Here is a 22,055-nt window from a genome sequence, read left to right as displayed (position 1 = left end):
TTGCAAGGACTCTACCAACTCCTGCAGAACAGCTCGGGCCATGAAGAGCGGATAGCGTTTAGAGTCTATGCAATCGTCCGGGATGCGACACTTAGATACTCACGGCATGAATCAAGCCAGTTCTCGTGCGCCGCCTTGTAGTTCTCGATCTTTTTCTCGGAAGCAGGCTCGAACATTTCCCGGCCGATGCCATAGAGTGCAGTGCCGCCCCCAGTCAGAGAGGCAGACCGGGGCGGCGCCTCTCTGGGGCCGAAGTCGCTTGCGACCGGATTCTCTTCGGCCAAGCAGGCCATCAGGCCTTCCACTTCCGCATCTGTTAGCGATGCGAAACACTGCATCGCAGCTTCTATTCGCTTCGACGCGGGCTCGATGACCGTCAACTCGAACTGCGGCTCAGCTTGCTTGTATCGTGCGAGCTGGTCGCGCAGTTCTTTCTCGCGCTTGTCGTTCTCGTCAGACTCTGGCTCAAGTAGCCAGTTCTCCGGCACCTCGACGAACTCGAGGCCCACCATGTTTGCGCTTGCCATAGGCCCTGTGTCGTTTGTCAACAAACGCACGGCAACATCCGGTCGAGCATTCTTGAATGCTAGGGCAATTCCTACGAACTGATCGTCGCGCTCGCTGTAGTCAAGGTCTTGAGCGGCGCTTTCGTCCCGTCGGAGGTCGTGGCGCAATATAAGTCGAACAGCAGGCGCGCGCTCGCGAAGAGCCTTCGGCTCGGCGAGCAGCTCGCGGATGACAGAAGAAGTGAGGCGCGAGCGCTTAGCCCTGCGAGTGTTTCCACCCTCTTTCAGCGCGTCGATTTCGCTCTGCACAGGCCTGCAGAGCACCACGTCTATCCGCGCCTAATCCGCGAACGGCGACCAGTCCACGTTCTCTAGTGGCTTGCATTGGAGGAACACGTTGGTGTCCGCGAAAAGGTAAAGGTCGGCGGAATTGCTCACTGGATGCTCAAAGGTGTTGTTCGCGCCAGTTTAAGCGGCTCGGGCTCGAGCTCGTCGCCCCACGCTACAGGCCACAGCCATGCAGCTCGTGGGTCTCTCACAGCTTCAGCTCAACGCAATTGCGAGACAATTGAATGCGACGCCGCGCAAGACGCTCGGTTTACACACACCGGCTGAGATGTTCAGCGAAAATGTTGTATCGACCGGTTGAATCCGCCGCCTGAAGTCGACTTTCAGCGGTTCCAGTCAGTCAGATTGTGGTGATTTCCCGGTAACGAGATGCTATAAAAGCCGTAGCTTGAATCGGAAGCGTGCCAATAGCGGGATTCTGCAAAACGAAAGACAGTGTCTTACGGAGTACGCCAGCCTATAAGGCCAAAAGTCATGGAGGAGGTTAGGCCTGGATTATGGAGAACATAGACGAACGCGATATCGACGCCGCTCGCTTTGAGAAGCAGATTTTGACTATCTGGCGCGGACTGCCTAGCCAGACACCAGCAGGAGGACTCAAACTCGCTGTATTTCTGCTGTTCACGCACCTGACCGCAGAACGCCCACAGTTCCCTTGGTCATGGGCCGATACAGAGACGACTGACGGCTTGGTGGAGGCCAAGTTTAGCGCCACCGCGTGGTTAGGTATTAGAGACGATGATGGAGCGCGGTCAGAATGGGGGCGCCTACCTCAACTCGCGCTGGATCAGCTACGTCACCTTGTATCTGATAGCGACAGTACCCTGGTGACCCTGAAGCGCTTGGATTTTCTTGTCACAAGCTTGGGGGTCATAAGGCACTCAAATAGCTGGGCACGGCGGGTAGAAAGCTTCGTCGCCGATTTTTCTCAGGGCTGGTCGGCTCGCGGTAGGTTAGTCGTCGACCTGAACACGATGACCTCTGGTGAACTCGGAGTGCGCCTCAATGACGTTGAGGCCGCCAACGATTACGTATTACCAGATGAACTTCAGCCCCATCTCTTCGAGGTCTGTCTTCGCCTTCGTGCTCATGGTGTGCGATTCAGTTTCTCCCGAGAACAGGGATCAGACAGTTCTTGGGTCAACGTTGGGGCAGCCTACAAGTTTGCTTGGCCAACTCGCAATCGTCTGACGAGGGACTCGTATGAGAGCGAGCGGCCCTTGCAACTCGGAGGCCTTGAGTTCGCTCAATGGTTCCTTGACGGCGGGGATGGCCTGCGCGTCACGATTGTGGTCCTTCCTACATCTGATCTACGAGCCAAAGGCTGGCGCGCGCAAGTTCGGCGTGATTTGCTACGGCGTAGGCGTGTTCTGGGTGTCGTAGATATTCCGGCTCGGGTTTCCGGTTCCGCACGACTTTCGATGATGATCATGGCGACCGAGCGGTCTAGTGTCGGTGATCCCGTCCTGATGATGAACGGTCGCGCGATCGACGGACTACGGGACGAACCTCTGGACCGCTTGGCGCGATTTCTCAGCGTCCCATTCATGGGGGCAATGATGCGTGACGGAACTAGCTCACGACGTCATGACGACTATCTTGGCGATGCGTTGTCAAATCGGGCTCGGAAGATGTATGGGTCAGACTCACGCGAAGTACCAGGACTTTTCCGCTACGTGATGTCGGAAGAAATTCAGGACAGCCAGCACGCGGTTCTCGACCCGTCTCAGTGGGTTCCGAAGCGTGAATCTATGGTCGCCAGCGATCTGCTGGATGGCTCCCCTGTATACAAGTTGCTGGAAGAAAGAGGACGAGCCTGCTGCGTGTACGTCATCGGCAACAACGGTGCAGGAAAGAGCATGCTCTTGCGTCAGCTTGCCAAGGCATATGGTAGTTCCGGGCGGCCCGTGCGTGCTATAGCCTCCGCGACCAGCGACAGATTCGAGTCCAGAATGGGGGCTACTGCCGACTACGTCTACTTGGGTGCGCGTACCAGCGAGACGTCCACGCAGCCACGTAGGCTTGGACGAAAGTTGGCAGAATTGATGGTCGCCATCCACGCCGATAGCGATAAAGTCACAACGGTGAACAGAGTCCTCGAGCAATTGTCATTCGAGGGTCAGCACTACCTACTGCCGGAGGCCGCTACCTCCGATGTCCTTGAATCTGTGCGTGCACTCGGTAATGAAGCCGCTCCAGCCAACCTGAGCGGATGGAAGCTAGGCTTTCGAAAAAAAAGTGAGAATTCGATTGTTCCCTTCGATCATCTCAGTACAGGCGAACAGCAATTGCTGCTTCTCACGGCACGGCTTGTTGAATACGCCCAACCCGGCGTTGTCTTTCTAGTCGATGAGCCTGAGACGAGCTTGCATGTCGCTTGGCAGCGAGCGCTGCCTTCGGTCTTTCAGACCATCAGTCGGGACTTCACCTGTCAGATTGTCATCGCAACGCACTCACCGATTCTGATTTCGACCTCACGCGGGAGCGACACCTTCCGATATATGGCAGACGGTGGTGTGCTAGAAGCCATCGGCGAGCAGGCCTCGAGCAGCGTCGAGCGAGTCCTTTTCCAGGGATTTGACACCTATACCGGGAACAACAGAGAGGTCCACGAACGCTGCGCCGAGTTGGTCTCGCGGGCGATCGAGCTTGTCAACACTGAGCGATCTGAAATGCTGCCGAACGTCTTGGATGAACTAGAGCAGATGGAGAAGAAGGTCGCTAGATCCGTCCCAGCGCTTGGCTTCGAGGTGCCAGCATTGCACCTTGATCTCATCCGAAAAGCTACGCTCGTAATAGCGGAACTGGCTCGCCCCAATCAATCCGAGGGGGCCAACCCGTGAACCCGTTGGTGATTGCGGAGAAGGATTTCGGAAAGAACGTGCTGACTTCAGTGGAGGCTCGCGCTTTCTATCGTGAATGGCGCAAACTCGCGTCAAGCAGAGCCGGGACGTGGTCAGCCATCCGAGATGCTAAGTTTACGGTAGCGGGCAAGAAGAGCTCCGGCATTGCTATCATTTCAGCGTTGCGCAGTCACCTTGCGGCGCTGCAGGCCGAACGCTGCTGCTACTGTCGGCGCCGTCTTGATGGAATCGCCTATGCGCGGCCCATCGAGCACATCCTGCCCAAGGATACCTTCAATCAGTACACGTTCACATACCGAAATCTTGCCGTGGCGTGCTTCGACTGCAACCACGTCAAGACCAACGACAACTGGTCAAACTGGCCACCAGCGCGTAGGCGGTACCTCAAGGAAAAGAGCTGTGGTGGCTTCTTTCATGCCCGCCTCCATGAATACGACTCCCACGTCCGATATCTTCATCTGGAGACGAACGGCGCTGCGATCAGCGTCTACGCTGGCTTGACTCCGCAAGGACGGCACCTATGCGTCGAGCTACTGAGGAAGTCTTCGGAAAGAACCCTCTCGGTAAGCGCCAACCCACGATTCTCTGCGGCCATGGACAAGCTTCGTGGCCAAGTTCAGCAGATTGCTGCCACTCACGACGACGTCAAGTTGTTGGACTTCATGGAAGCACTGGAACTTGCCGCTGACCCGACGTGATCGAGGAACAGCCTAACGGCGCCGGTCTCGGATGTCCGCTTCATGGCAGTCTGGACGGCAAGGCGACCTGCTTTCATGGGTCAATAGTTGCCAGTGAGAAGTGTCCCATCGAAAGACCGGATTCAACCTCAAGCAGACCAGCCAATGTCAAAGTCGGCGTAGCAGCGATTGCGGTCACCCGAACATGATGGACTCAGCGTCCTCTGTCCGGCGGAAAGCGGTCAGCGCCCTTCATACGCCATCGTGATCAGCGGCTTAACAGCATCAACGTCTATTTGATTCGCGAGCGCGATCTCCGGGTCGCCTGTTCCCCAGCGTCCAGCCTTGAGTTCGCGTTGCGGTTCACGTGAGAAATCACACAGACCTTCGTGACCCCAAGAATGAGAATTTCCTCAGCGCCTAAAGCAGCAATTTCACGAAGACGGTCCATAGGCACGATGCCATAAACGCACTTTCTGTGGAGCGAGACACTTTCGGCGCGCATATTCACTGAGGAACCATCATGAACACGACCCTTCGCATTCTTTCTATCTCTGCAATCGCGGTATTCACATCCTTTGGCGCTCAGGCTGACGAAGCAGATGCTTCGCAGTACGCGCTGAAATTTGAGACCCAACGCACGCGCGCGGAAGTCGCTGCCGAGGCCGCCACTGTGGTCAAGACACGTAGCGTGCATCCCGCAGGCTCTCAGGCTTTGGCATATCAATCAAAGGCTGACCGTACAGCGGTCAGCGCTGCTGCCGCCGAGGCTCTGCGACAGGGCCGGATTTCGTCCGGCGAACTTTGACCGGTACGTGAGAAGCGGGCTTTGGACCGCTTCTCACTGCCCGTACTCCACTCAAAGATTCTGAAGTCGCAGCTCCAACGCTGCTACATCGTTCAGCAAGAGTTTTTGGCGTGTGGACGTGATGAGACCCAGCTTGCGTAGCCGAGCCAATTCGCGACTCACCTCTTCGCGCGACGCCGCAATCCGGGTCGCCAGTTCAGAGTGGTGCGGCGCTGGCACGATGGCGGCACAGTTGTCCGTAATGCCAGTCTGTCGTGCCATCTCCAGCAAACAGCTATAGAGTCGCCCTGCGATGTTTAGGACGCCCATCTCGACAAGCCGACTCATCAATTGCTCTGCGGCGATCTGAAGCGATTCGCGCACACGCTCAGCCAACAGGGAATTCTGCTGAACCAGCCTCATGAAGTCGGCACGTTGCAGACAGGCCAATAACGACGGCTCCATGGCATGAGCCTGTAACGAGGCGGCACTCGCCCCCAGCACGCCGATGACCCCGAAATGCTCGCCTTGGTCAAAGTCCGCAATGAGTAGCTCCCGACCGTTCGGAGACAAGGCTGAAACGCGCATCTTGCCTTGGCAGACGATAAAGAAGGTTTCCTGTGATCGGCCTCTCGCAATGTGTCCCGTGTCTAGTTGTTGCCAACTGCACTGGCGAGCTACCTCGGAGAGCTTCGATTCATCCATTCCGGCGAAGAGGTGGCACACCTTGAGCCTGCGTACTGCAACCTCCAACGGACTGTCTTTCACGAATAGCATGGCTGTCTCTTGGCTGCCGAGCGAACTCCGGCTTGGCGCGTGGGGCGATCCGGGCACGAACGTGACGCCGGCCTAATAGACCAAATGCAAACTGCGCTAAGCATCGCGCTTCGACAAGTCGAAGACTAGGCATGTCGTCGTGGCGTGGGCATACAGTTTGCCGTGCTCATCCTCGACGCGGGCCTCGGCAGTCGCGAGCCGATCACCGCAATGAACCAGCCTGCCAGTGGCCCGCAGCGGGCCGGTTTTGTGGGACGCAGACCGCACGATCTTGATGCTGAGTTCGGCCGTGGTGTAAGACTGCCCCTCAGGCAGCGCGGACTGAATTGCGCAACCCAGTGCAGAGTCCAGGAGCGACGCAAACCAGCCCCCATGCACGCTGCCCAGCGGGTTGTAGTGCGCCAGCAACGGGATGCCCTGAAACACGGCGCGGCCATCGCCCACCTCCAGCAAAGCGAGGTTCATGGTGTCGCTCATGGGCGGGTAGGGCAGCTCGCCAGACACCATGGCTTCGAGGATCTGGCGGCCGCTCCTTCCTGCGATCTGCTCTGCGCGGGCCAGGTCTGGCTGGCCACCACCTTCGCGCATGCGGTGTACAGCGTCAGACTGCTGCGCCGCCCAGTTCATGGGCTCGTTTTCGTTGATCATGATGCTCTCCAGTTGAGTCACAAGGCAGTGCACTTGCCGCATACCGTGGCGGGCTTGCCGCCAGCGGCTGCGGGAGGGGATCGGTGTCAGCTCTTACGCCAGCCCGAAAGATTTGCGCAGGCCCTTTCCCACAGGGCCTGCAGGCATGAAACGGCGCAGCTTGGCCAGCAGCGATGCCTCGCCTTTGGGTGTGTGGCGCATCTTCCAGGCCCCGAGTGAGGCTCGGACGATGGTGTCGGCTACTCCCTGGGGCGGGGGCGCCTTCTGCACATTGCTCTGGATCGCTTTCGACACGATTTCCAGTTCGTCGCTGTAGTCAGCGATCCGGGCGACCGTTTGGGGCGCGTTCAGATCCAGGTTGGTCTTGGTGAAGGAAGGCTCGACCAGCGAGACGCGGATACCGAATTGGCGCACCTCATGGTCCAGCGTCTCGGCCAGCCCTTCAACCGCGTGCTTGGACGCCGAGTAGAGCGCCATGTAGGGCGCGGGCAGAAAGCCGAGCACCGAACTTACATTGACGATGCGGCCGGAGCGCTGTGCGCGCATGTGGGGCAACACGGCCTTGATCACGCGCAAGATGCCGAAGAGGTTGGTGTCAAACAGCGTCTTGGCTTCCTCGACCGAGGTTTCTTCCGCTGCCCCCAGCAGGGTCACGCCCGCGCTGTTGACCAGCACGTCGATGCGCTGGGCTTGCGCGATGATGGTCTGGATGCCGCGCTCCACCGATACCTCGTCGCGGATGTCCATTTCAATGAGCGTCACGTTGGGAATGGCGTGCGCTTTGGCCGTGTTGCGCACGGTGCCAAAGACCCGGCAGCCCTGCTGGGCAAACTGTATGGCCGCAGCACGACCGATGCCCGAGGACACGCCGGTGACAACGACAACTTTGGATTTCGACATGGCAGTTCCTTTTTTGTAGGAGGGATGTGCAGGGGGGAATCACACGGATGCTGGGGACGCGGAGGAAGAACGAGCGGGCCGGATACCGAACCAGATCGAATACATCGCAGGAAGGAACACGAGCGTTAGCACCGTGCCGGCCAGCGTTCCGCCGATCAAGGTGTAGGCCAGCGTTCCCCAGAACACTGAGTGCGTGAGAGGGATGAACGCCAGGATCGCGGCCAGGGCGGTGAGGATCACCGGGCGGGCACGTTGCACAGTGGCCTCGACCACGGCGCAGAAGGGGTCCAGCCCAGCCTCCTCGTTTTCTCGGATCTGCCCGATCAGGATCAGCGTGTTGCGCATCAAGATGCCAGACAGCGCAATCAAACCCACCAGCGCATTGATGCCGAAAGGCTGCTGGAACAGGAGCAGCGTGGGCACCACGCCGATCAGGCCCAGCGGGCTGGTCAGGAAGACCATGACCATGCCCGAAATCGAGCGGACCTGCAGGATGATGATGAGCAGGGTCGCCGCCAGCATGATGGGGAAGATCGGCAGCATGGCGACGGTGGCCTTGCCAGCTTCTTCGATGGAGCCCGCTTCGACGATGCGGTAGCCGCCCGGCAACTTGTCCATGATGGGCTGGAGCTGCTGGGTGATGGCGGTGGACACGTCTGGCGGCTGCAGGCCCTCGGCAATATCGCCACGCACCGTGATCGTCGGCGTGCGGTCGCGTCGGCGCAGGATGGGGTCTTCCATGCGCACATCGACCTTGCCCACCTGCGACAGCGGGATGCGCTGCCCGCCCGACCCCACCAGCGACAGGCCAGAAATCTTCGCGGGGTCCAGGCGAACATCGCCAGCGGCCCGGCCCATGACCTGCACCAAGCGGATGTCCTCACGCACCTCCGTCAGCGGTGCGCCGCTCAGCAAGAACTGCAGCTGCTGGGCCACGGCGCTGGAGCTGAGTCCCACGGCCGTCAGGCGGTCTTGGTCGAGTGTGAAGTGCAGGGTCGGGACACGCGGGCCCCAGTCTGTGTTGACCGTACGAATCATCGGGCTGGCCTGCAGCACGGCCTCAACCTCGGCGGCGATTGCGCGCAGCTTGTCGGGGTCGGGGCCCATGACGCGGTAAGCCACCGGGAAGGGCGAGGGTGGGCCAAACACGATTTGCGTGACCCGCACCTGCGCCTCTGGCGCCAGGCCATCGGCCACGGCATGGCGCAGCCTGAACTTGAGAGCTTCCCGCTCCTTGTCGTTGCCCGTGAGCACCACGACCTTGGCGAACGATGGGTCCGGCAGCTCGGGCGACATGGCCAGGAAGAAGCGCGGCGCACCCTGGCCGATGTAGGCGGTCACCACCTTGGCCTCGTCCTGCTTCGCGAGCCAGGCCTCGACCTTGGCCGTGGCGGCGCTGGTTTGTTCGATGGACGTGCCATAGGGCATCTGCACCTCGACCAGCACTTCTGGCCGGTCGGATGTGGGGAAGAACTGCTTCTTGACCACGGCCATGCCCAGCACCGACACCACAAAGAGCATGACGACAGAGGCCGCCACGATCCACTTGCGCGCAATGACGCGGCCAAGCAGCTGGCGAAACCGGTTGTAGCGCGGCGTGTCGTAGATGGCGTCGTGCCCGCCCTCTACCTTTTTGAGGTTGGGCAACAGCTTGACGCCCAGGTACGGCGTGAACACCACGGCCACCACCCACGACGCGATCAATGCAATGCCCACGATCCAGAACATGTTGCTGGTGTATTCACCTGCCGTGGAGCGTGCAAAGCCATTGGGCATGAAGCCAATGGCCGTGACCAGCGTGCCCGAAAGCATGGGCGCCGCCGTATGGCTCCAGGCATAGGCCGAGGCGGCCACACGGTCGTAACCCTCTTCCATCTTCACCACCATCATTTCGATGGCGATGATGGCGTCGTCCACCAGCAGGCCGAGGGCCAGGATGAGTGAGCCCAGCGTGATGCGGTCAAAGTTCTTGCCAGAGGCAGCCATGACCACGAACACTGCCGCCAGCGTCAGCGGCACAGCGGCTGCAACGACGATGCCCACACGCCAGCCCATGCTGACAAAGCACACCACCATCACCACCAGCAGGGCGACGAAAAACTTGACCATGAATTCGTCTACCGCCGAGGCGATGTTGACGGCCTGGTCGGTCACCTTGGTCAGCGTCATGCCCATGGGCAGTTGAGAGTTGATGTGGGTGACCTCGGCCTCCAGCGCCTTGCCCAGGTCGAGCCCGTTCCAGTCGTCACGCATCACCACGCCCAGCAGCAGGGCTGGCTCGCCACCGTTGCGCACGAGGAACGTGGCGGGGTCTTCGTAGCCGCGCTCGACGGTTGCCACATCCGACAATTTCAGCGTGCGCCCCTGCGCGACGATGGGGGTCTGCCTTATCTTCTCCAGCGTGTTGAGGGCGCCGTCCACGCGCAGGAAGACCTGCGGCCCCTGGGTTTCGATGGAGCCTGCGGGGGCCAGTACGTTCTGGCTGTTGAGGGCGGCAAAAATGTCTTGCGGTGACACGCCCAGCGTGGCCAGCCGGTCGTGGGAGAAGGAGACAAAGATCCGCTCGGACTGCTCCCCGATGATGTTGACCTTCTTGACGCCCGCCACGTGCAGCAGTTGCTGGCGCAGCACCTCGGCATCGCGCACCAGTTGCCTCTGGGGCTCACCCTTGGCCTTGAGGGCGAACAACGCAAAGGTCACATCGGCATACTCGTCGTTGACCATGGGGCCGATAACGCCCGCAGGCAGCCTTCGGGCCTCGTCGCTGATCTTCTTGCGGGCCTGGTAGAACTCTTCCTGCACCTGCGAGGGCGGTGCGCTGTCGAGCAGCGACACCATGGTGAACGCCAAGCCAGGGCGGGTGAAGGTTTCCGAGCGGTCGTACCAGCGCAGTTCCTGCATGCGCTTTTCCAGAGGTTCCGCGACTTGGTCTTGCATCTCCTGTGCTGTGGCGCCGGGCCAGGCCGTGACGATCGTCATCTGCTTGATCGTGAAAGGCGGGTCTTCTGCGCGCCCGAGCTTGGCGAAGGCCAGAATGCCTGCCGCTGAGATCAGGAAAATCAGGAACAGGGTGATGGCGCGCTCGCGCACTGCCAGCGCCGACAGGTTGAAACGGCCTTGGCTCACGGACGTGCTCCTTCGGTCACGGCGGCGGAAGCCGCCAGATCGGCCAGCCGAACCGCATCGCCTTCACGGAGCAGGTGCGCACCCAGGGCGACAACACGCTCCCCAGGCTTGATCTGGCCCGTTACATAAGCACCCGCATCGTCCAGGCGCTGGACGGCCACCGGCTGCCAGGCCACCTTGGCCGGTTCACCGCGAATCACCCACACACCCGGGCCCTTGCCCGCGTCGAACAAGGCGCCGATGGGCACTTGCAGGCCCGCCGCCACAGAGGCTTTGTCGTCTGCGATGCGCACCACCACCGTGGTGCCCAGGGGCGCGTTGGCCAAATCGCCTTCCAACACATAGCGCGCCTCGAAGGTGCGCGTCACCCGGTCTGCCGCGCTGGACAGCTGGCGCAGCCTGGCCGGCACGGCGAGGCCCTCTTTGCCGAACAAGGTGGCTTGCGCCTGCGAACCGATGGCGGGGCGCAAGGTCTCGGGCAACTGGATGAGCGCCTCGCGGCGGCCTTCGTGGGCCAGGCGGACCACGGGTTGTCCGGCGTTCACCACCTGACCGGGCTCGGCCAGTGTTTCCACGACAACGCCATCTCCATCGGCCACCAACTCGGCGTAACGGCTGGCATTGCGGGAGACATCGGCCTGGGCTTCAGCAGCGCTGAGCTGCGCCTGGGCGGCGTCTGCGGCTGCCTTCGCCTGGTCGTAGGCCGTGACAGAGATGGCACCCGTGCCGCGCAGGTCGCGGTAGCGCGCTTCATCGTCCGCCGTCTGGCGTGCACGGGCACGCGCAGCGGCCACGGCCTCTTGCTGCGCATGGGCTGCCAGCTTCAAGTCCGCCGCATCGATGCGCATGAGCGGCTGGCCGCGTTTGACGGTCTGCCCAGCATCCACTAGCCGCTCCAGCACCTTGCCCGGGACGCGAAAGCCCAGGTCGCTCTGCACCCGCGCCGCTACGGTGCCAGTGAACGCCCGGGTGGAAGCAGCGGCCTCCTGAACGCCGGCGGCCCGCACCAGCGGCGCCTGGGTGCGAGGATCGGAAGATGCCTTTTCGCCGCAAGCGACCAGCGCCAACGGCAAGGCTGAAACGAAAAACAGGGTGGCGAGGCGAGGCCGAAGCATGAAAGTCCCTTGTGCGAATGAATCGGGACTTTCATTGTGATTCTTGTGACCAATTTAGTCAATAGTCACAAATGATTTGTGGATCACGGGGAGAGGCTGCGCAGAACCAGACTGGACAACTGGGCGGGCGCCTCATTGGCGTAGTCCAGGCTGTGCTGGAGGATCAGGGGGTTGAGGTAGGGCCGCATCACCAGATGGATGGCGGCAGTGGTTTCATCCAGCGGCGTCTTGCGCTCGAAGTCGCCAGTCTGTCGGCCTTCCTGCAAAACATCCCGCAACAGCGCCTGAAGCCGCTCCTCGTAAACGATGGTGGACTGCCAGCGTTCGGTCGCCGCCGAGGTGGCAATCTCGTAGAGCTTTCTGTCCTGAAAAAAGAGACGCAGGCTCGACTCCACAATGGCCTTGAACATGCGCCGCAGCTTCTCGGGCGGCCGATCGGCCTGGGCCACGGCCGCCCGGACCTCGCTCTCGATATCGCTCAGGCAGTTCGCACAAATCATCTCGCCAATGGCCTGCTTGGACTCGAAAAACTTGTAGATATAGGCCTTGGAAAAACCGATTTCCTTGGCCAAGTCAGACACGGTGGTTTTTTCGTAGCCGTAACGGCTGAAGTGCTCTGTGGCGGCGATCACGATCTGGTTTCGCACCTCGTGGTCCGCAGGGCCCCGGCCTGCGGCGGTGGGATGGCTGGTTTTGGTCATGGGTGCAGCTTACGACAGTCTCACACACTAGACAACCAGTGACCATTTGGTATTATGGTCACAATTTAACGCACTGATGACCGGAAAACACCATGCTGCACAAACGCACCCTCGCCGCCCTTCTTGTGGCCAGCCTGTCCGCTGGCTGTGCCGTGGGGCCGGACTATGTTCGCCCCCCTATCGCCCTGCCTGGGCAGTTCCAGGAGCGGGCCATCAGAGAGCAACCGCTGGAGAAGGCACCCCCAGAGCTGGCCCACTGGTGGTCCAGCTTTGGCGACCCGCAGTTGACGCAATTCGTGTCGCTGGCGCTGCAGCAAAACCTGGATCTGGCGCAAGCCGCTGCTCGTGTGGCCCAGGCGCGTGCGGGACTGGGCGCTGCCGACGCCGCACTGCTGCCGTCTGCCGCCGCGTCAGGGCAGGCTGCACGGGCCTACCAGTCCGCGCAAACGCCTTTGGGGCAGGTCCTGAGTTCGATGCCAGGCTTTGACCGGTATGGCAGCGCCTACGAGGCCAATCTGGGCGCCAGCTGGGAACTGGATGTGTTTGGGGGCTTGCGCCGGGGGCGGGAAGCGGCCACGGCCGAATACCAGTCCTCGGAAGCAGGCGCGGTGGCCACCCGGCTGGCCGTGGCGGCACAGACGGCAGACATCTACATCACCGTGCGTGGCCTGCAGGCCCGCCGGGACGTGGCCCGCCAACAGGTACAGACTCAGCAGGACCTGCTGTCCAAAATCCGGCTGCTGCATAGCAAAGGCCTTGCGGCAGAACTCCAGGTGCGGCAGGCGGAAGGCGCGCTCTCACAAGCTCAAGCAGCCATTCCTGTGTTGGATGCGTCCCTGGACACAGCGATGAATGCCATGGATGTGATCTTGGGAACGCCCCCAGGCACCCACCGCGCAGAACTCATCGCACCGGGCAACATCCCCAGCACGCCCCAAAGCATCGCGACGGGGTCACCGAGTGACCTGCTCAGACGCAGGCCGGACCTCATCGTTGCCGAGCGCCGCCTGGCGGCATCCAATGCACGCATTGGCGCTGCCATCTCGGAGTACTACCCCAAGCTGTCTCTCAGCGGCCTGGTGGGTAGTGCAACGTCTGTCTCCAGCGGCAATTTGTTCTCGGGCGGCGCTAGCCAGGCCACGGGCGTGCTCGGGCTGCGTTGGCGCCTTTTCGACTTCGCGCGCATCAATGCGCAGATTGAACAGGCCAAGGGGCAAGAGGCAGAAATGCTGGCTGCCTATCGGCTGGCAGCGCTCAAGGCCACGGAGGACGTCGAGAACGCTCTGTCTTCCCTTGCCAGGCGGCAGGAGCAGGTGGCGGTGTTGACAAGCGGTGTTGACGCGCTGGGCCGCGCGCGCGCCGCATCATTCTCGGCGTACCAAAAAGGCGTCGTCAGCTTAATCGAGGTTCTTCACGCTGATGAGACCTTGCTGCGCGCGGCCGAGGCGCGCGTGCAGGCACAGACGGAATCCGCCCGCTCGGCCGTGGCCATCTTCAAGGCGCTGGGAGGCGGGTGGGAGGCAAATTTATATACAACAACGCCTCCCACGGTTGAGGTGCCCGCCTATTCGAGCGTCAAAACCCGCTCATGAGCAGCCGTTCGTAGTCCATGCTGCGAACGACTGCAATCAGCCTGAAGGCGACGGCTGAGATCAATGGGCGCCCAATTCAAATGCGATTTCCAACCCAGAAATCAGAACGAACATATTGTTGACGGGGAAGCGCTTGAAATCGGCTACTGTGTGGGGTCAAAAAATCCTGCATAGCAATCCGGATGAGTAACAGCCCCACCACAGAGACCCGCGTTGCGGTGCTGGTCGACTGCGACAACGTCTCGCCTGAAATCCTTGAACATGCGCTGCGCATGGTTGCCCAGTTTGGTCGTGTCGTGCTGCGTCGCGGCTATGGCAACCAGTCCACGCTGGCGAACAAATGGCAGGATGCCTTGGTGCGCCTGGCGTTCACGCCGTGCCTGCAGTACCAGTATGCGGCCGGCAAGAACACCGCTGACATCGCCCTGGCGCTGGACGCGCTGGAGGCGCTCTTCGATGAAAGGGCGGACACCTTCTGCCTGGTCACCAGTGATTCCGATTTTGCCTACCTGTGCCGCAAGCTGCGTGAGCGTGGAGCGACGGTGTGCATCGTCGGTGAGCCCAAGACGCCCGATGCGTTGCGCAACGCCAGCGACCAGTTCTTCGAATGGGTCCGTCCCGCGCCGCCGGTCGAGCAGGTCCTCGACTCCGCTCAAAAGCCCGCGGCGAAACCGGAGCCTCCCCACGCCGATCAGGCCAAGCAGGAGCCTCCCAAGTCCGTGGTCAAGCGCAGGCCACGCTTCCTTGTGGAAGCCGTGGCGCTTCTTGCCAGCGACACCTCGGAGGGCAAGGTGGGCCTTGGCGCCCTCGGCCAATACCTCAAGCGCACCGATCCGGCCTTTTCTCCACAGACTTACGGGCACTCCGGGTTGCTGAACATGGTCAAGACGTACGACCTGCTGGCGCCGCAGCAGGAGCCGGGAGGGCATTGGTCGCTGAGCCTGCAGCCCAAGACGGAGAGTGCGCCGGAGACGGAAGCACCGCGCGTGTAGGGCTCTGGCCTGGGTAGTGCTGGTGCGTTCTTTCTTGCCATGTCTGAGGAGATGTCGGTGAAGCGTTCAGAACTTTATGGGCTGGTCTGGAAAACGCCGCTCAGGCATCTGGGACCTCAATTGGGCCTGTCGGACGTCGGCCTGTCCAAACTCTGCCGCAGGTACAACATTCCTGTGCCGCCTGTCGGCTTCTGGACCCGCCATGCGGCTGGAAAGCCCAGTCTCCCCACACCATTGCCGCCGGCTGAAATGGACTCTGTGATCCCTTTGCCGGACAAGGACACAACGGTGGATCGGTCGGAGGACGCGACGAGACTCCAGCAGGTCCGGCAAACCTTCTCCCGCGCGAAAGACGGCATCGCCGTGTCGCCCATCGAAATACCAACCTCACTCGACAATTGCCATCCGCTGGTGGCCAAGACGGCCCGCTTTTTCCAGTCCATCGAGCGTGAGGAACAGAAGCGGGCGCGGGACAGGGAGCGTGCTGCGGCTCAGGGGAGGCCTTTCTTCGGCGGCATCACGGGACACCATATGTCGATGGGACGGTACATCACCGACGGAGGCTGCCTGCGCATCACCGCCACGACGGCCAACATTGACTGGATTCTTCGTTTCCACGAGGCGCTGCTTCGTGGACTCATCGCGGGAGGCTGCCAGATCGTTGCCAGCGGCAAGGGTTCCCGAAACACGGTCGAGATCCGCAGGGCAGGAGGCTCGATTTGCCTGAACTTCGCCGAGCAGGCGGAAAAGATCATCAAGCCCCCGCGCAAGGGCGTCCTCTATGAGCCAGCGGAGTACAGGGCCCTCGATGCCTACAAGCTGAAGCTGGAGCGAGACTGGAGCGCCATTGCCCGCCAGTGGTCGGGGACCCGGGAGCAGATGGAGAAACGTCTCCCCGAGATCACGCAGGCCCTGATTGCATTTCCTGAGGCAGAGGCGCTTCGCTCGAAGCTGGTGGCCGAGGAAGCCGCCATGCGGGCGAAGGCGCGGCAGGAAGCCGATCTCGCACGCCGTATCGCGGCCGCCGCCGAAGAGGCCCGCGCCAAGCGCCGGGAAGCCCGGGCATCCCAGCTACCGCGCGCGCTTGCCGTTGGGGAGGCGCTTGGAGACTATCACCGTGTCCTGGACATGCTGTCCTACTTGGAGGTGATCGCAGGTGACAAGTCAGAGGACGAGGCCCTGCATACGTGGATCGCCCTGGTGCGAAGCAGTCTTAAGGATCCCGTGCATGGGCTTGCCGACGCGTTGCGCGCCGAAGGCGTTGCGCCGGATCGGCCGCTGTGGTGGCCCGAGTGAGGTTTTCTGAGGTTTGCCTTGTGCACCTCTGCGGAACGGATCGGAGTCCGGTGCTCTCCCGTACGAGATGACCTGAGGTCCGGGCATCCGCCTGCTCCGGCGCCTGGCTGCAAGCCCTGGTTGGGTTGCTCTCTGGTGACGGGGGACGGGTCTCTGCGAAGTCTGTTCCCGTCGAGCCTGATGATTGCCGAGGCATCGACTGGCTGGTGATCGGCTGTTCCTGGCTGCGCTGGTCTTTTGCTGATGTGGGGATGCAGTGGTTCAAGGCACTCGGCGCTGCTCAGTCCTTACGGTAGCTCTCCCAGCACGCGCACCTCTTTGAGCGAGTGCTGCGTCTCGGCTTGGGGATTGCCAAACCGCCTGCGCACTTCGCGCTCCAGCTCGTGCGCCATGCCGCGTGCTTCCTTCTCCCCGCGCAACGCCCGCAGCCGCCATTCTTGGGCCTGGGCAATCAGTTCATCGTCCTGCAATTCTTGTATTTCCATGGCAGGTGTCATTGTGCCTAGGCGGAGAGCAAGTGACTCTCATACGGCTATGGTCCCATATCGTAGGGAGCCGGATGCATGGTCTGTGCGTCGCTGGCCGATCGCGCTGTCGTGCTTGCGCATCGAGCCACCTGCGGCGTCTCGCCCCCTACGGGCTTCCATCGTTCCCTCACTTCGCTCGGCTGACGCCTTCGGCCCGGCTCGTTGACCCGGGCCTGCGCGCTGCGCTTGCCTCCAGGGGATCGGCTTGCAGCCCATCCCCGCCGCGCTGGGCTTGGCGCCCCTGGGATACCGCCGAACCGGCCGTGTCGGATCGGCCTTCGCGCCTGCGGCGCTGCGCGCTTTCGCTTGCGTGGAGTCGGCGTGGAAAGCGGGCAGTTGCCTGTCCAGCCATCTTTCCTGAATCCATCACCTTGCTCGCGACTGTAGCCCGCAGCCGGGTGCCGTCAAGGCGCGCAGGGCCGTGTCCTCGGCTGCGCCTGCGGGCCGCACCAACCCTGCGCTTGTTTCCTTGACGGCACCCGGCAGCGCGCTCCTGACCGTCGCGGGCGATGAACTCAGGAAAGACGGTGGCAACGAGGCCAACCGGGTTCTTCGTGCCGACCCCACCGGAAGCCCGAAGAGGGCTCTGAATCTAGGAATCCGGTGAGGCTTTTTCGACAGCCAACTTCGTCAGGAGAAATCACCATGCAACTCGCATCCCGTTTCGCGCCGCAATCACCGGTGCTGCGTTCCGAGCATCCCTTGTCGGACGACCAGATCAGGGCCGTGGCCCCGTCCATCTTCGCGCAGGCCCCACATGGCAGCCGATCCGAGCGCTACAGCTACATCCCCACGGCCACCGTGCTGCAGGAGCTGAGGGGGGAGGGCTTCCAACCCTTCATGGTGTGTCAGACCCGTGTGCGCCAGGAGGGGCGGCGCGACTTCACCAAGCACATGATCCGGCTGCGCCATGCCAGCCAGATCAATGGCCGCGAGGCCAACGAAATCATCCTGCTCAACTCGCATGACGGCACGAGCAGCTACCAGATGCTGGCGGGCATGTTCCGCTTCGTCTGTCAGAACGGATTGGTGTGCGGCGACACCGTGGCCGATGTGCGCGTGCCCCACAAGGGCGATGTGGCGGGGCAGGTCATCGAGGGCGCGTATGAAGTCCTGAATGGCTTCGGTCAGGCCCGGCAATCCCGCGAATCCATGCAGGCGATCACCCTGGACGCCGGGGAGTCGGAGGTGTTCGCCCGTGCTGCGCTGACCCTCAAGTACGACGACCCTGCCAAACCAGCACCCATCACGGAAACGCAAATCCTGATGCCCCGCCGCACGGACGACGACCGCCGCGACCTGTGGAGCGTGTTCAACCGCACCCAAGAAAACCTCATCAAGGGTGGCCTGCGCGCCCGCGCCGCCAACGGACGCCGCCAGAGCACGCAGCCCGTGCAGGGCATCGACCAGAACCTGCGCCTTAACCGCGCCTTGTGGCTGCTGGCCGATGGGATGCGCCAGCTCAAAGCCTGAGTTCCGGCTGGAGGGGGCTACCCCTCCTGTCATCCCTTGTTTGTCTCGCTTCCCCTTTTTTTCCTTTTCCCTTTCTTTGACCGATAGGAGCTTCATCATGAACACCGCTACCTTTCAAGAAACCCAAGCTATCGCCACGGGCAGTACCGCCATCACCATGGCGGCTTCCCAGGAACTGCTGCTGATCCCGCTGTCCAGGCTGCGGCCCTCCAGCCGGAACGTGCGCAAGAGCGGCGGAACGTCGATTCCCGAACTGGCATCCAGCATCGCCCGTGTGGGCCTGCTGCAAAACCTCACCGTGGTGGCAGCGCCCAATGGCGAGCATTACGATGTGGTGGCCGGGCGGCGGCGCCTCGCAGCGCTCAAATTGCTGGTCAAGCGCCGCAAGCTGGCGAAGGACCATGAGGTCTATTGCCTGCTGGTGCAGGACGATGCGGCCCGCACTGTGAGCCTGACGGAGAACGTCCAGCGCGAGGCCATGTCGCCCATCGAGGAACTGTTCGCCTGGAAAGGCCTTGTGGCAGAAGGCCGCCCCGTGGAGGACATCGCTGCAGATTTTGGTGTGACGCCGTTGGTCGTGCAGCGGCGCCTGAAGCTTGCCAATGTCTCGCCCCGGCTGCTGGCGGATTTTGGGGTGCAGGCCGTGACGCTGGAGCAGTTGATGGCCCTGGCCATCACCGACGACCATGCAGCGCAGGAGGCAGCGTTCTACGACGCGCCGCAATGGCAGCGCAGCCCGGACGCGCTGCGCGACCACCTGACCAGCGAAGAGGTCGACGCGAGCCGCGATGCGGTGGCACGCTTCGTCGGGCTGGACGCTTATGAGCGGGCAGGCGGTGGCATCCGGCGTGACCTGTTCGCGGACGAACACAACGGCATCTTGCTGAGCGATGGGGTGCTGCTGGACTCCCTGGCGCGGGACAAGCTCGCCCCACTGGCCGAGCAGGTGCGTGCCGAAGGCTGGGCCTGGGTGGATGCGGCACCGCGTGCAACCGCAGCCGACCTGTACCAGTTCCAGCGGGCGCGCAGTACACGCCGGGAACCCACCAAGACCGAGGCCAAGCGCATTGCCAAGCTGGAAGACCAGCAAGCGAAACTGCAGGAGCAACTGGACGACGAGAACGAGGACATGTCTGACGAGCAGGCGCAGGCGCTGCACGACGCCATGGACGCACTTGGCAATGAACTGGAGGCCATGGAGCGCCAACTGGTCAAGTACCCGCCCGCCGTGGTGGCACTGGCTGGTGCCATCGTGTCGGTCGATTCCATGGGCGGGGTCGTGGTGCACCGTGGCCTGCTGCGGGAGGAACAGGCCAAGGCACTGCGGGATCAGGCGCGGCAGGAAGAGGGCGGGGCGGGCGGCAACCCGGATACCGACACCGACGAGCCCGCCAAGTCAGGAATCTCGGAGAAGCTGGCCAAGCGCCTCAGCGCGCACCGCACGGCAGCGTTGCAGGCCGAGGTGGCGCGGCATCCCCACGTTGCACTGGTGGCCCTGGTGCATCGCCTTGCGCTGCGGGTGATCGTGGAGAGCTATGGATCGGGTGATTCAGCGCTCAATATTTCTGCAACACCCCAGGATGGGCTTGGACTGCATGCGCCCGACATGGCCGATGCCCCCGCAGCCGTGGGCATGCGCAAGGTGCGGGAGGCCTGGGCCCACCGCTTGCCCAACGACTCGGACGCGTTGTTCGCGGAACTGCTGGCCTTCCCGCAGCAGGAGTTGCTGTCATTGTTGGCGGTGTGCGTGGCCTGCACAGTCAGCGCCTTGGCGTCGCAGGAAGGGGAAATCCCCGCCACCGCGCTGGCGCAGGCCGTGAATCTCGACATGCACGACTGGTGGACCCCGACCGCTGCAGGCTACTTCGAGCATGTCTCGAAAGCCAAGGCGCTGGAAGCGGTGCAGGTATTTGCGCCCGATCAGGTGAACCGGCTGGGCAAGCTCAAGAAGGCCGAGATTGCGAGCGAGGCCGAACGGCTGGCAGCAGGGATGGGGTGGCTGCCCCTGATGTTCCGGGCGCAGGCACTGGCAGTCGAAGTTGTAGCGGCGGCTCGGCGGGAACGCGAGACTGATGCCGATGCCAGCGACAGTGCCGATTCGGATGTCCACGAGGACGCACACGCTGAGGCGTGAACATGAAGCCCCGGCCGTTGGGCCGGGGCATTTTTTTGAATGGGCGCGACGCGCGCGGCAGGTCTGCCGCGCGCGTTGGGACTTCCGGCTCACCAGGTCCGCTGAGCCCGGAGCGGCGCGTTACGCCAGAACTCGCTGCGGTGGGTGGAAGGAGTCTGCGGGACACGGGAGCATCGACCAGCACCGATCACCCGCAATCCTGCGCTGATCTGGCTTGTGACAACGCACCCAGACAACCCATGAACCACCAAGGCGTCAGCGAAATATTCTTTGAAGAGTCCTATACCGTACCGGCGGACCAGACGGCGAAGTCGCTGTTTGCACGGCTGCCTCACGGCAGCGGGTATGCAGAGCGGCTAATTGAATGCCTTGCCACCGGCTACTTGGTGGCGGTGATCGAATCCATCTGCATCCGGGAGATGCAGCAGCATGTCGATGAAGCTGAAGTGGTGGTGGGCCGAACGATCCGCATCGACCACCGATGCCCGATCCCGCCGGGGTCTTCTCTGCGGCTGCGCGGATGGCTTGAACGGATGGGGGAGCGGAGCGCGACGTTCCGTGTGCAAGCCTGCGACACGGGCGAAGTCGTGTGCGAGGCCGCTGTCACGCTGGTGGCGGTGCAGCGGGCGACTATGGAGACGCGTATCGCGGCCAAGGTCGAGGCGCTGCAGCGTGGGCATTGGCCGGTGGGAGTGGTGGAATAGCCCGTGGCGGTGGGCATGCGTCCGTACTGCCAGGACGACTTCGTGACCTTCTACCGCAGCTGTGCGCAGGACATGCTGCCGTACCTGCCGCAACGTGAATTGCTGGGCGCTTGAGCGTCGGTGACGGCTGGCGTGAATCGCTTCGGGCGATGTGCCGTAAGCGCTGCGCGATGGTGAGATGGCCAGGTGCCGGGGGCCATGAACCCTTTCTGCACAGGATCACCCCCACAGCAGCCTTGTATTTGCCGTGAATCCTGACTCGGGCACGGCGGTGCGGCACTTCGTTTGCGCCGCCTCGGGCTTGTTCGCCGCAACCGTCCGGCCCGACAAATTTCCCCTCCGCTGCGCGGATTCCTCGCGCGGCAAATTTCTCGGGCCTCCCGGTCCTTCGCTGCGCTGCGGCCCCTGTGCTTCGCTGCGGGATGCGGCGCGCCCGACCCTCGCCCATCGGATCACGCCAAGGCCGCGATGGGCGCGACCTGGACAACCTCGAAAGGACTTCATCATGGCCAACATCGGCACCTTCACCGCACAGAACGGCAACTACACCGGCACGGTTCGCACCCTGACGCTCAACGTCAAAGTCAGGCTCGTGCCCAGCGACAAGGCAAGCGAGAACGCTCCGGACTACCGCGTCGTCGCTGGCAATGGGCTGGAGATCGGCGCGGCGTGGAAGAGGCTCAGCAAGGCGGAACGTCCCTACCTGTCCGTGACCCTGGATGACCCGTCGTTCCCTGCCACCCTCTATGCCCGCCTGGTCGAAGGCGAGGACGGCGCGCACAACCTGATCTGGTCGCGCAGCAAGGGCGACTGACTTCGCCCTCGGCGCCCCGCTTCGGCGGGGCGCTTTTGTCTCATGGCTTTGGAGAGGAGGGTGGTGCGTAAGTT

At 62.4% G+C, this 22,055-nt stretch carries 18 protein-coding genes; 10 read left to right on the top strand and 8 right to left on the bottom strand.

Features of this window, described 5'->3' with window-relative positions:
* Positions 1-65: 65 nt before the first annotated feature.
* Positions 66-830, bottom strand: coding sequence for a PIN domain-containing protein (locus ACIGHN_RS17485; RefSeq protein ID WP_396505345.1), 765 nt, complete (start codon positions 828-830; stop codon positions 66-68).
* A 521-nt stretch (positions 831-1,351) separates the two neighbouring features.
* Between ACIGHN_RS17485 and ACIGHN_RS17480 the strand changes: the two genes are divergently transcribed.
* From ACIGHN_RS17480 to ACIGHN_RS17470, 3 genes are all read left to right on the top strand, one after another.
* Complete coding sequence (locus ACIGHN_RS17480; RefSeq protein ID WP_396505344.1) at positions 1,352-3,697, top strand: AAA family ATPase; 2,346 nt, start codon at positions 1,352-1,354, stop codon at positions 3,695-3,697.
* Positions 3,694-4,416, top strand: coding sequence for an HNH endonuclease (locus tag ACIGHN_RS17475; RefSeq protein WP_396505343.1), 723 nt, complete (start codon positions 3,694-3,696; stop codon positions 4,414-4,416). Before ACIGHN_RS17480 ends, ACIGHN_RS17475 begins: the two co-directional genes overlap by 4 nt.
* Positions 4,417-4,918: 502 nt before the next feature.
* On the top strand, positions 4,919-5,203 hold the full coding sequence (locus tag ACIGHN_RS17470) for a DUF4148 domain-containing protein (RefSeq protein WP_137747127.1): 285 nt from the start codon (positions 4,919-4,921) through the stop codon (positions 5,201-5,203).
* A 51-nt stretch (positions 5,204-5,254) separates the two neighbouring features.
* On the opposite strand, the gene ACIGHN_RS17465 is transcribed toward ACIGHN_RS17470, so the two are convergent.
* The 6 genes from ACIGHN_RS17465 to ACIGHN_RS17440 form a co-directional block, all read right to left on the bottom strand.
* The gene (locus ACIGHN_RS17465; protein ID WP_288851598.1) at positions 5,255-5,959 is read right to left on the bottom strand and encodes a Crp/Fnr family transcriptional regulator; all 705 of its coding nucleotides are present in this window, start codon (positions 5,957-5,959) and stop codon (positions 5,255-5,257) included.
* 96 nt (positions 5,960-6,055) lie between these two features.
* Complete coding sequence (locus ACIGHN_RS17460; protein WP_396505342.1) at positions 6,056-6,607, bottom strand: PaaI family thioesterase; 552 nt, start codon at positions 6,605-6,607, stop codon at positions 6,056-6,058.
* 93 nt (positions 6,608-6,700) lie between these two features.
* Complete coding sequence (locus ACIGHN_RS17455) at positions 6,701-7,507, bottom strand: oxidoreductase (RefSeq protein ID WP_288851596.1); 807 nt, start codon at positions 7,505-7,507, stop codon at positions 6,701-6,703.
* Positions 7,508-7,546: 39 nt separating this feature from the next.
* Positions 7,547-10,633 carry an efflux RND transporter permease subunit gene (locus tag ACIGHN_RS17450; RefSeq protein ID WP_396505341.1) on the bottom strand — a complete coding sequence of 1,029 codons (3,087 nt, stop codon included), beginning with the start codon at positions 10,631-10,633 and terminating at the stop codon, positions 7,547-7,549.
* Positions 10,630-11,748 (bottom strand): efflux RND transporter periplasmic adaptor subunit, encoded by a 1,119-nt coding sequence (locus ACIGHN_RS17445; protein ID WP_396505340.1) that lies wholly within the window; start codon positions 11,746-11,748, stop codon positions 10,630-10,632. Before ACIGHN_RS17445 ends, ACIGHN_RS17450 begins: the two co-directional genes overlap by 4 nt.
* Before the next feature lie 83 nt (positions 11,749-11,831).
* Positions 11,832-12,449, bottom strand: a complete 618-nt coding sequence (locus ACIGHN_RS17440; protein WP_288851593.1) for a TetR/AcrR family transcriptional regulator — start codon at positions 12,447-12,449, stop codon at positions 11,832-11,834.
* Between the two features lie 92 nt (positions 12,450-12,541).
* Here ACIGHN_RS17440 and ACIGHN_RS17435 point away from each other — a divergent pair, with 92 nt between their 5' ends.
* The 3 genes from ACIGHN_RS17435 (at position 12,542) to ACIGHN_RS17425 (ending at position 16,329) form a co-directional block, all read left to right on the top strand.
* Positions 12,542-14,041 carry an efflux transporter outer membrane subunit gene (locus ACIGHN_RS17435; RefSeq protein WP_396505339.1) on the top strand — a complete coding sequence of 500 codons (1,500 nt, stop codon included), beginning with the start codon at positions 12,542-12,544 and terminating at the stop codon, positions 14,039-14,041.
* Between the two features lie 182 nt (positions 14,042-14,223).
* The gene (locus ACIGHN_RS17430) at positions 14,224-15,033 is read left to right on the top strand and encodes an NYN domain-containing protein (protein ID WP_396505338.1); all 810 of its coding nucleotides are present in this window, start codon (positions 14,224-14,226) and stop codon (positions 15,031-15,033) included.
* Between the two features lie 57 nt (positions 15,034-15,090).
* A complete protein-coding gene (locus ACIGHN_RS17425) occupies positions 15,091-16,329 on the top strand; it encodes a hypothetical protein (protein ID WP_396505337.1) in 1,239 nt (412 codons plus the stop codon).
* Positions 16,330-16,616: 287 nt separating this feature from the next.
* Here the strand turns inward: ACIGHN_RS17425 and ACIGHN_RS17420 are convergent, their stop codons facing one another.
* A complete protein-coding gene (locus ACIGHN_RS17420) occupies positions 16,617-16,814 on the bottom strand; it encodes a hypothetical protein (RefSeq protein ID WP_218299976.1) in 198 nt (65 codons plus the stop codon).
* Between the two features lie 687 nt (positions 16,815-17,501).
* Here ACIGHN_RS17420 and ACIGHN_RS17415 point away from each other — a divergent pair.
* The 4 genes from ACIGHN_RS17415 to ACIGHN_RS17400 all read left to right on the top strand — a co-directional run bounded on the left by ACIGHN_RS17415 (position 17,502) and on the right by ACIGHN_RS17400 (position 21,981).
* Positions 17,502-18,329 carry a DUF932 domain-containing protein gene (locus ACIGHN_RS17415; RefSeq protein WP_396505336.1) on the top strand — a complete coding sequence of 276 codons (828 nt, stop codon included), beginning with the start codon at positions 17,502-17,504 and terminating at the stop codon, positions 18,327-18,329.
* 97 nt (positions 18,330-18,426) lie between these two features.
* Positions 18,427-20,463 (top strand): ParB/RepB/Spo0J family partition protein, encoded by a 2,037-nt coding sequence (locus tag ACIGHN_RS17410; RefSeq protein ID WP_396505335.1) that lies wholly within the window; start codon positions 18,427-18,429, stop codon positions 20,461-20,463.
* Between the two features lie 239 nt (positions 20,464-20,702).
* Entirely contained in the window at positions 20,703-21,167 is a 465-nt protein-coding gene (locus tag ACIGHN_RS17405; protein ID WP_396505334.1) for a thioesterase family protein, read from the top strand.
* 505 nt (positions 21,168-21,672) lie between these two features.
* Positions 21,673-21,981: a DUF736 domain-containing protein gene (locus tag ACIGHN_RS17400; protein ID WP_396505333.1), complete on the top strand. Its 309-nt coding sequence runs from the start codon at positions 21,673-21,675 to the stop codon at positions 21,979-21,981.
* Positions 21,982-22,055 lie beyond the last annotated feature (74 nt).

The sequence above is a fragment of the Acidovorax sp. NPDC077693 genome, from assembly GCF_044542805.1.
GTDB lineage: Bacteria > Pseudomonadota > Gammaproteobacteria > Burkholderiales > Burkholderiaceae_C > Acidovorax.
This window is presented reverse-complemented; position numbering and strand designations above follow the sequence as displayed.

Bases quoted from the DNA above. Each gene is read 5' to 3' on its own strand.
- ACIGHN_RS17455 (WP_288851596.1), bottom strand. From the start codon at position 7,507: ATGTCGAAATCCAAAGTTGTCGTTGTCACCGGCGTGTCCTCGGGCATC.
- ACIGHN_RS17440 (WP_288851593.1), bottom strand. From the start codon at position 12,449: ATGACCAAAACCAGCCATCCCACCGCCGCAGGCCGGGGCCCTGCGGAC.
- ACIGHN_RS17480 (WP_396505344.1), top strand. From the start codon at position 1,352: ATGGAGAACATAGACGAACGCGATATCGACGCCGCTCGCTTTGAGAAG.
- ACIGHN_RS17465 (WP_288851598.1), bottom strand. From the start codon at position 5,959: ATGCTATTCGTGAAAGACAGTCCGTTGGAGGTTGCAGTACGCAGGCTC.
- ACIGHN_RS17410 (WP_396505335.1), top strand. From the start codon at position 18,427: ATGAACACCGCTACCTTTCAAGAAACCCAAGCTATCGCCACGGGCAGT.
- ACIGHN_RS17415 (WP_396505336.1), top strand. From the start codon at position 17,502: ATGCAACTCGCATCCCGTTTCGCGCCGCAATCACCGGTGCTGCGTTCC.
- ACIGHN_RS17445 (WP_396505340.1), bottom strand. From the start codon at position 11,748: ATGCTTCGGCCTCGCCTCGCCACCCTGTTTTTCGTTTCAGCCTTGCCG.
- ACIGHN_RS17430 (WP_396505338.1), top strand. From the start codon at position 14,224: ATGAGTAACAGCCCCACCACAGAGACCCGCGTTGCGGTGCTGGTCGAC.
- ACIGHN_RS17420 (WP_218299976.1), bottom strand. From the start codon at position 16,814: ATGGAAATACAAGAATTGCAGGACGATGAACTGATTGCCCAGGCCCAA.
- ACIGHN_RS17405 (WP_396505334.1), top strand. From the start codon at position 20,703: ATGAACCACCAAGGCGTCAGCGAAATATTCTTTGAAGAGTCCTATACC.
- ACIGHN_RS17470 (WP_137747127.1), top strand. From the start codon at position 4,919: ATGAACACGACCCTTCGCATTCTTTCTATCTCTGCAATCGCGGTATTC.
- ACIGHN_RS17400 (WP_396505333.1), top strand. From the start codon at position 21,673: ATGGCCAACATCGGCACCTTCACCGCACAGAACGGCAACTACACCGGC.
- ACIGHN_RS17435 (WP_396505339.1), top strand. From the start codon at position 12,542: ATGCTGCACAAACGCACCCTCGCCGCCCTTCTTGTGGCCAGCCTGTCC.
- ACIGHN_RS17460 (WP_396505342.1), bottom strand. From the start codon at position 6,607: ATGATCAACGAAAACGAGCCCATGAACTGGGCGGCGCAGCAGTCTGAC.